The 7,710-nt window shown below is 72.3% G+C and carries 7 protein-coding genes and 1 pseudogene; 2 read left to right on the top strand and 6 right to left on the bottom strand.

The window, feature by feature from the left end; all coding sequences use genetic code 11:
* The first annotated feature begins 78 nt into the window (after positions 1-78).
* Positions 79-1,506, top strand: a complete 1,428-nt coding sequence (locus tag AB0H83_RS42925; protein WP_360106572.1) for a glycoside hydrolase family 43 protein — start codon at positions 79-81, stop codon at positions 1,504-1,506.
* A gap of 55 nt (positions 1,507-1,561) precedes the next feature.
* On the opposite strand, the gene AB0H83_RS42930 is transcribed toward AB0H83_RS42925, so the two are convergent.
* A complete protein-coding gene (locus tag AB0H83_RS42930; RefSeq protein ID WP_360106575.1) occupies positions 1,562-2,203 on the bottom strand; it encodes a CGNR zinc finger domain-containing protein in 642 nt (213 codons plus the stop codon).
* Positions 2,204-2,262: 59 nt separating this feature from the next.
* Here AB0H83_RS42930 and AB0H83_RS42935 point away from each other — a divergent pair, with 59 nt between their 5' ends.
* Complete coding sequence (locus AB0H83_RS42935; protein WP_360106578.1) at positions 2,263-2,628, top strand: nuclear transport factor 2 family protein; 366 nt, start codon at positions 2,263-2,265, stop codon at positions 2,626-2,628.
* A 67-nt stretch (positions 2,629-2,695) separates the two neighbouring features.
* Here the strand turns inward: AB0H83_RS42935 and AB0H83_RS42940 are convergent, their stop codons facing one another.
* From AB0H83_RS42940 to AB0H83_RS42960, 5 genes and pseudogenes are all read right to left on the bottom strand, one after another.
* Complete coding sequence (locus tag AB0H83_RS42940) at positions 2,696-3,367, bottom strand: response regulator transcription factor (RefSeq protein WP_360106581.1); 672 nt, start codon at positions 3,365-3,367, stop codon at positions 2,696-2,698.
* Positions 3,364-4,539 (bottom strand): sensor histidine kinase, encoded by a 1,176-nt coding sequence (locus AB0H83_RS42945; RefSeq protein ID WP_360106584.1) that lies wholly within the window; start codon positions 4,537-4,539, stop codon positions 3,364-3,366. The genes AB0H83_RS42940 and AB0H83_RS42945 overlap by 4 nt, the downstream gene beginning before the upstream one ends.
* A gap of 179 nt (positions 4,540-4,718) precedes the next feature.
* Positions 4,719-5,186, bottom strand: coding sequence for a hypothetical protein (locus tag AB0H83_RS42950; protein ID WP_360106587.1), 468 nt, complete (start codon positions 5,184-5,186; stop codon positions 4,719-4,721).
* A gap of 61 nt (positions 5,187-5,247) precedes the next feature.
* On the bottom strand, positions 5,248-7,212 hold the full coding sequence (locus AB0H83_RS42955; RefSeq protein ID WP_360106590.1) for a cellulase family glycosylhydrolase: 1,965 nt from the start codon (positions 7,210-7,212) through the stop codon (positions 5,248-5,250).
* A 20-nt stretch (positions 7,213-7,232) separates the two neighbouring features.
* Positions 7,233-7,710: pseudogene (locus AB0H83_RS42960) on the bottom strand (glycoside hydrolase family 2 protein); the annotation flags it as partial.

Genomic DNA, 7,710 nt, shown 5'->3' on the forward strand with positions numbered 1-7,710 from the left:
CCGCGCCGACGCGACGTTCCGGCTCGTCGCATGAGAGCACCATCCACCCCGTCACTCCTACGCTCTGACTGGACTCCGATGCGCAAACTCTTCATCCGGGCGGTCGCGGCCCTGTTCACCGCGGGCCTGCTGCTCGCCGTCCCGAAACCCGCCGCCGCGCTGGACCCGTTCACCGGCTACCTCATGGCCCACTTCACCGGCGAGTCGTCCACCGCCCAGCAGATCTACCTCGCGCACAGCAAGGATGGCCTGCACTGGACCGACCTGAACAACGGCGGTCTGGTGCTCAGCTCCAACCTCGGCACCCGCGGGGTGCGTGACCCCGCACTGGTCCGGTCGCCCGCCGGGGACCGGTACTGGATCATCGCCACCGACCTGTGCATCGGCTGCGGCCAGGACTGGCCGGCGGCCATCAACAACGGCAGCCGCAACCTCGTCGTGTGGGAGTCCACGGATCTGGTGAACTGGTCCGCGCCGTGGCTGCTCAACGTCGCCGGCGCCATCCCCGACGGCCGCAACGCCTGGGCCCCCGAGGCGATCTGGAACCCGGCAACCGGCGACTACGTCCTCTACTGGGCCACGAACGTCCCGCTGAACGGCGCGACGAAGCACCGCATCTACTCCGCCCGCACCTCGAACTTCCGCTCGATCACCACGCCGCAGCCGTACATCACCCGCCCCGGCGCACAGGAGATCATCGACACCCAGATCGTCGAGGTCCCGTCCGGCGTCGGCAACTACCGCTACGTCCGCACGTCCCGCGACGGCCAGATCACCATCGAGGGCAGCAACTCGATCCTCGGCACGTGGACCACGCTGGGCAACCTGTCCGGCATCGGCCTCACCGGCTCGCAGGTCGAGGGCCCCATGTGGGTGAAGTTCAACACCGGCAACTCGTGGGCGCTGTACCTCGACCAGTACGCGTCGGGCCGCGGCTACCTGCCGGTGCTCACCGCCAACCCGTCCAGCCCTTCCGCCTACCAGCTCCCGGCGTCCGGCTCGTACGCCATGGGCGGCACCAAGAAGCGCCACGGCGCCGTGCTCAACCTCACCGCCGCCGAGGAGAGCCGCGTGCTGGCCCGCTGGCCCAGCACCACCACGGTCAACCGGCTCCAGTCGTACAACTTCCAGGACCGCTACGTGCGGCACGCCAACTACGACGTCCGCATCGACGCCAACGTGTCCCCCGCGCAGGACGCCCAGTTCCGCCTCGTTCCCGGCCTGGCGGGCACCGGCACCGTCTCCATCCAGTCCGTCAACTTCCCCGGCTACTACCTGCGCCACTACAACTACGACTTCGTCCTGGCCGCCAACGACGGCACGGGCACGTTCGCCGCCGACGCCACGTTCCGTCAGGTGGCCGGCCTCGCCGACGCGTCGTGGACGTCCTTCCAGTCGTACAACTTCCCCGACCGGTACCTGCGCCACTACAGCTACCTGCTGCGCCTGGACCCCGTCAGCACCGCCACCGACCGGGCCGACGCCACCTTCCGCATCACCACCTGAGCCCGGCGGCCGGCGCCCCACCGCCGACGTGCGCCGGCCGCCGCCGGGTGACGGCTCAGCCGGCGGCGGCGCCGGACGGGGTGGCGCTGGACGGGGTGGTGTGGCGGTTGCGGTGGCTGCGGGCCTTGTTGCGGTTGCCGCAGCGCTCCATCGAGCACCAGCGGCGGTTCCCCGGCCGTGACGTGTCCAGGAAGATGAGCCGGCAGCGGTCGTCGGCGCACTCCCGCACCCGTTCCCGCAGCGCCGGCGTGCCGATCACGTGCAGCGCGTCCCTCGCGAAGGCGCCGAGCACCTGCGCGCCGGTGACCGGCGTGACCCACCGCCGGCCCAGGTCCGCCGGGTCGACGCGGAGCCGGGGCGGATCCACCGCGCAGCCGTTGACGACCTCGATGTCGGCCGGGTCGGGCCGCTCCCCGTGCGCGAGGGCCGGCGCGACGGCCCACAGCGTGTCCCGCAGCTGCCGGATCCGCGCCAGCTCCGCGGGCCGCACCAGCACGTCGCCGGCCGACAGCGGCGCCGCGGCCGCGAGCCGGGTGCGGGTGAGCCAGTCCGCCAGGTCGGCCGGGCGGTGCAGGATCTCCCAGCGCCGGCCCTCACCCGGACCGCCGGTGGCGAGCAGCTCGATGCTCAGGCTGCCCGGATCGAACGAGAAGCGCTGCCCGCCCGCGCTGGCCAGCATGTGGATGCCGGGGATCACGTAACCAGTTTAGCCGGTACACCTGCGGGTATCCCGACCAGCAACGGAAGGGGGCCAACATGACAATCGCCAGCGAGCTCAAGCAACTCGAGAAGGAAATGTGGCGCGCCAACCGCGAAGGCGACGGCGACTTCTACGATCGGGTCGTACGCAAGGACGCCCTGACCGTCAGTAAACACGGCGTCGCCAGCAAGGCCGACATCGTGCCGAACGTGACCAAGAACGAGAACCCGTTCCTCAAGACGGACCTGAGCCACCTGAAGGTCGTGCAGATCGGCGAGGACAGCGCCCTGGTCACGTACAAGGCGACGGTGACCGCCCTGATCGACGACGAGCAGCAGAAGTTCCAGGTCCTCGCCACCAGCGTCTACGCCCGCGAGGACGACGAGTGGCGCAGCGTCTTCCACCAGCAGACCGAGGTCTGACCAACACCTGCCCACCGGCATGACGCCGCGGACTCCGGCACACGCGCCCGTGCCGGAGTCTTCGCCGTCACGGGCGGCGGGTGACGAGGCCGGTCTGGTACGCGACGACGACCAGTTGGGCCCGGTCGCGGGCGCCGAGCTTGACCATGGCGTGGCTGACGTGGGTGCGGGCGGTGGCCGGGCTGAGGAACAGGGCGGCGCCGATCTCGTCGTTGCTCAGGCCCTGGCCGACGAGGGCGAGCACCTCATGCTCGCGCGCGGTGAGCACGGCGAGCCGGTCCTCGGCGAGCTGCGCGGCGACACGGCCCGCGGTGAACTGCGCGATGAGCCGCCGGGTGATCCGCGGGGCGAGCAGCGCCTCGCCGGCGGCGATCACCCGGACGGCGTGCAGCAGCTCGGCCGGGCCGGCGTCCTTGAGCAGGAAGCCGCTCGCGCCGGCTTCCAGCGCCTCGAAGACGTAGTCGTCGGTGTCGTACGTGGTCAGGATCAGCACCCGCACGGCTTCCAGGCCACGGGTGCCGGCGATCTGGCGGGTGGCCTTGATGCCGTCCAGCTCCGGCATGCGGATGTCCATGAGCACGACGTCGGGGCGGGTGACCCGGGCGCGGGAGACCGCCTCGGCGCCGTTGGCGGCCTCGCCCACCACGGTGATGTCGTCCTCGGCGTCGAGCAGCATCCGGAAGCCGGACCGGACCAGCGCCTGGTCGTCGGCGAGGAGCACCTTGACGGGGGCGTTCACCGGTGCGCCAGCGGTAGTCGCGCGGTGACCTCGAACCCGCCGCCGGGGCGCGGGCCGGCGACCAGTTCGCCGCCGAGCAGCTCGCAGCGCTCGCGCATCCCGGTGATCCCGCGCCCCGGCTCGTGCGACAGGGCAGGCGAGGAGGCGGGCGCGGGGTCCGGCCCGCCGTCGTCGGCGACGCGGACCCGCAGCGCGTCGGCGCCGTGGTCGAGGGCGATCGTCACCGCGGCCGGCCCGACGTGGCGGATCACGTTGGTGAGCGACTCCTGCACGATGCGGTACGCGGTGGTGTCCACGGCGCCCGGCAGCCGCGGCACGGCGGGGTCCAGCTCGAGCGTGACGTCGAGGCCGGCGTCGCGGGCGATCACGGCGAGCTCGTGGACCTGGCCGAGGCCGGGGTGCGGCACCCGCCCGTTGTCACTGTCGCGCAGCACGCCGAGGACGGCCCGCATCTCGTGCAGCGCCTGGGCGCTGGTCTGCTCGATCGTCACCAGCGCCTCGCGGGCCCGGTCCGGCCGCCGGTCCAGCATGTACGCGGTGACGCCCGCCTGCACGTTGATGATGGCGATCGCGTGCGCGACGGTGTCGTGGACCTCGCGGGCGATCCGCAGCCGTTCCGCGCCGACCCTCGCCCGGGCCTCGTCCTCCCTGGTGCGTTCGGCCTGCAGCGCCCGCTCCAGCGCGTCGGCGGCGGCCACCCGCCGCGACCGGACGGACTCGCCGAGCGCGGCGGCCATGACGGACGCGGCGATGCGGAAGAACACCCACCCGATCGCGGCGGCCGGCTCGATGCCGGCGGCCAGGACGAGCCAGCAGGTGCCGAGCACGGCGATGCCGGTCCCCGCCACGAGCAGCGACCGGCGCCCGTCGCCGTACGCAGTCAGCGTGTACAGGGCGACGAACAGCCCGATCCAGCCGGGCCCGTCGGTGAACCCGGCGGCGTAGTACGCGAGGCTCGCCAGGGCGGCGGCGGCGAACACCGGCACCGGCCACCGCCGCCGCGCGACGAGGACCAGCCCGCTGCCGATGAGCAGCGCGTAGCCGAGGTGGCCGAGCTCGCCCAGCGGCCGGGATCCGATGTCGGCGGGCTTGGCGAGGGTCCCCTGGACCTGCATCACGGCGACCGCGACCCCGAGCAGCACGTCCTGCGCCAGGACCGGCAGGCGTCTCATGCCATCACCTCCGCTGCGCTCCGGCGCCGGCCTGAACCAACCCTGAGCCCATGATTCGCGGCCCTCCGCTGCGCTACGGCCCGCTCATGCCGCGAGCTTAGCCGCCGCGCCCGGGGCTCCGGCTACGCCGGGAAGCGCGACCGTCCGGGCCCGGCCTACGCAGATCTGCGTAGGCCGGGTCAGTCCAGCGCGCCGCGGGCGGCGGCGAGGAACGCGTCGCGCAGCTCGTCGAGCTCCGGGTACAGGTCCTCCAGCGACGGCACGCCCTGCCAGACGGCGGCGTTGAGGCGGCGCACGTACGCCCGGGCGGCGGCGTGCACCTCGGCCGGGTACAGCACCTGCAGCATGCTCTCGGCGACCCACAGCCGCTGCATCGTCTCCTGCGCGGTGGTGGGCCAGGGCTCGCCGGTGGTCCAGTCGCCGGGGCGCTCGAAGGCGACCCGGTCCGCCGCGGCGGCCACCGTGATGAAGTGCTCCAGGTGGCTGAGGCGTTCGGCGCGCCGGCCCTCGAGCCTGGCCTGCTCCTGCCGCTGCCGCTCGGCGCGCTCGCTCATCCGCTGCGCGGCGTGCTGCACCAGGTAGGACAGGCCGCCGCCGAGCACGACGCCGGCGAGCGAGGTGACCGCGGCGACGAGCTGACCGTCCATTGTGCTCAGTTTAGCCGTCCGGCGGCGGTACCCCGGGGGGTGCCGCCGCCGGTGGCCCCCGTTACTGGGCGCGCAGGTGGTCGATGTCGTGCACACCGTTGCCGTCGAACCAGACGTAGAGGGCGCGGACGTCGGCCAGGGCGGCCGCGTCGCACGACATCGCGGTGCTCAGGTCGGCCTCGACGGTGGTGGTGCTCCCCGCGCCGGCGTAGCCCCAGGTCGACTGGCACCAGGTCCAGGCGTCGCCGGTCTGCACCGCGATGCTGTACGAGGTGCCGGTCGAGCCGGTGCGCAGCTCGTACCGCAGCACGGACCTGCCGGACAGGTCGACGGGCTCGGGCAGGCCCGCCACGCCGAACCAGCCGCCGTCGGCGGTGGTGACCCGCAACCCCGCCGCGCCCTCGGGGTGGAACTCGGTGGTCCGCGCGACCGTGCCCGCGCCTGCCTGCCAGCTCGCCGGAGCCCAGCCCTCGGTGCCGGTCTCGAACGACGCGAGGACCAGCGCGTCACCGGGCCGGTTCTTCACGGTGACCCGCAGCTCCGCCACGTTCGAGGTGCGCCCTGCCTGGTCGCGGATGGTGTACGGCGCCGCGGCCCGCCCCACGAACCCGGCCGCCGGGGTGAACGTGACCACCCCCCGGTCGAGGGTGAACGCGCCGCCGGGCACCGTCACCGCGGTCTGCTGGCCGGCGGCGGCCGGGTCCAGGTCGATCGTGGACGGCTTGATCTTGGTGCGGTAGGCGATGTCGTTGGCCGCGGGGATCAGCGTCACCGGCTCGTCGCGCAGGGTCTGGGCGGTGTCGTGGTCGGCGACCGGCGGCCGGGACCGCTGCCCGCGGCGCAGTTCGTCGCCGCCGTTCGCGATCGTGGTGCACACCGGGCTCGGGCAGTAGACGGTGAAGCCGTCGTAGTCGGGGTAGTCGGTGCCGTCGTCCTGGACGCCGGACAGGATCCAGTAGAGGAAGCCGTCGATGCCGGCGCGCACCGCCGCGTCGGTCCACTGCTGGTACACGACGTTGCGGGTGGCCTTGTCCAGCAGCCCGAACTCGCCGAGCATGACGGGTTTGCGCAGCCGGTCGGCGAGCCGCGCGTGGTTGCTGATCCAGCCGGTCCCCCATGCCGGGTCCTTGTTCCAGTGGTCCGGGTACAGGTGGAACGACATGAAGTCGACCGCGGGCAGGGCGGCCAGGGCGGCCGAGTCGACGCCGTCGGCGCAGTTGAGCGTGAAGTCGGTGCCGGCGCGGTCCGTACACAGGAAACCCTCGTCGCCGGGGCTGATGAGGTGCCGGCGGTCCACGCTGTCGAGGTGCGCGCTGATGTCCGCGGCCCAGGCGGTGATCGTGGTGTCCGTGCAGGTCGCCGAGCGCGGGTAGACGCCGGATCCGCCGCAGCGGGGCTCGTTCGCCAGCTCCCACGCCATGATGGTGGGGTCGTCCTTGTACTTGACGCCGGTGAGGCTGTTCGTGCGGTTCAGCACGTGGCTGATCCAGTCCTTGTACCAGCCGCGGATGACCGGGTCGGTGTAGAAGTCGTCGTGGTGGGTGCCGCCGCGCCAGCGCACGTACTGGTCCATGCCGCCGAAAGCGCTCCAGTTGTTGGTGAGCGGGATGACGAGCTTGATGCCCTTGTCGCGGGCGGACTTGACGACCTGGTCGAGGTGCTGCAGCCCGTCGGCGCCGTCGTTGTACGCGGGTCGCGTGCCGTCCCAGTACTGGAAGTAGACGCCGTTCTCCTTGTGGTGCACGGATCCGGTGTCGTCCTGGGCGCCGATGTCGAGGAACCCCCAGGTGCGTATGACGGTGAAGCCGGCCCCGGCGGCGTCGGCGAACACGTCGTCGATCATCGCCGGGGAGCGGTACATGAGGTAGTAGTTGTTGGATCCGGCGAAGCGGAACGTCTTGCCGTCGAGGGTCAGGTCGTCGCCGTGGCGCACGACGAAGCTGTCGTGCCGAGGGCTTGCCGACGCGGCGCCGGCGCTCGCCATGACGGCGAGCCCGGTGCACACGGCGAGGATGCGTCTGATCATCGTTCGCCTTCCTGCGGGGGTCAGGGCGTGATGAGGTCGTTCGCGGTACGCAGTGCGGGGGCGGTGCGCCAGGCGGGGTCGGCGGGGGCGGGCAGGCTGGTGCCGCCGGTGACGTGCAACGTGACGGTCTCGCCGGGCAGGAGCGTGACGAGTTGCCGGTCGGTGTCGGCGGTGGGGTCGAGCCGGTCGGCGAAGAGGGTCAGGTCCCGCACGAAGGTGTGGGCGGTGATGTCGACGTCGGCGCCGTTGGTGGTGGGGCGGACGACGATGTCCACAGCCGCGGGTGGGTAGGTGAGGTCGATGTCCTCGGCGAAGTAGTGGTAGGCGCCGTCGGCGGTGATGAGTTCCTGCCGGGGGTCGTCGGGTGTGGTGATGTCGGCCGGGAGTGGCATGGTGGCGGCCCCGCCGGGTGGGATGTTGATGGTGATGGTGGTTTTGGCGCGGGGGTGGCCGGTGAAGGTGATTCGTTGGACGTCGATCTGGGTGTGCCAGGTGGTG

This window comes from Dactylosporangium sp. NPDC050688 (genome assembly GCF_040654515.1).
In the GTDB taxonomy this organism is placed as follows: Bacteria; Actinomycetota; Actinomycetes; order Mycobacteriales; family Micromonosporaceae; genus Dactylosporangium.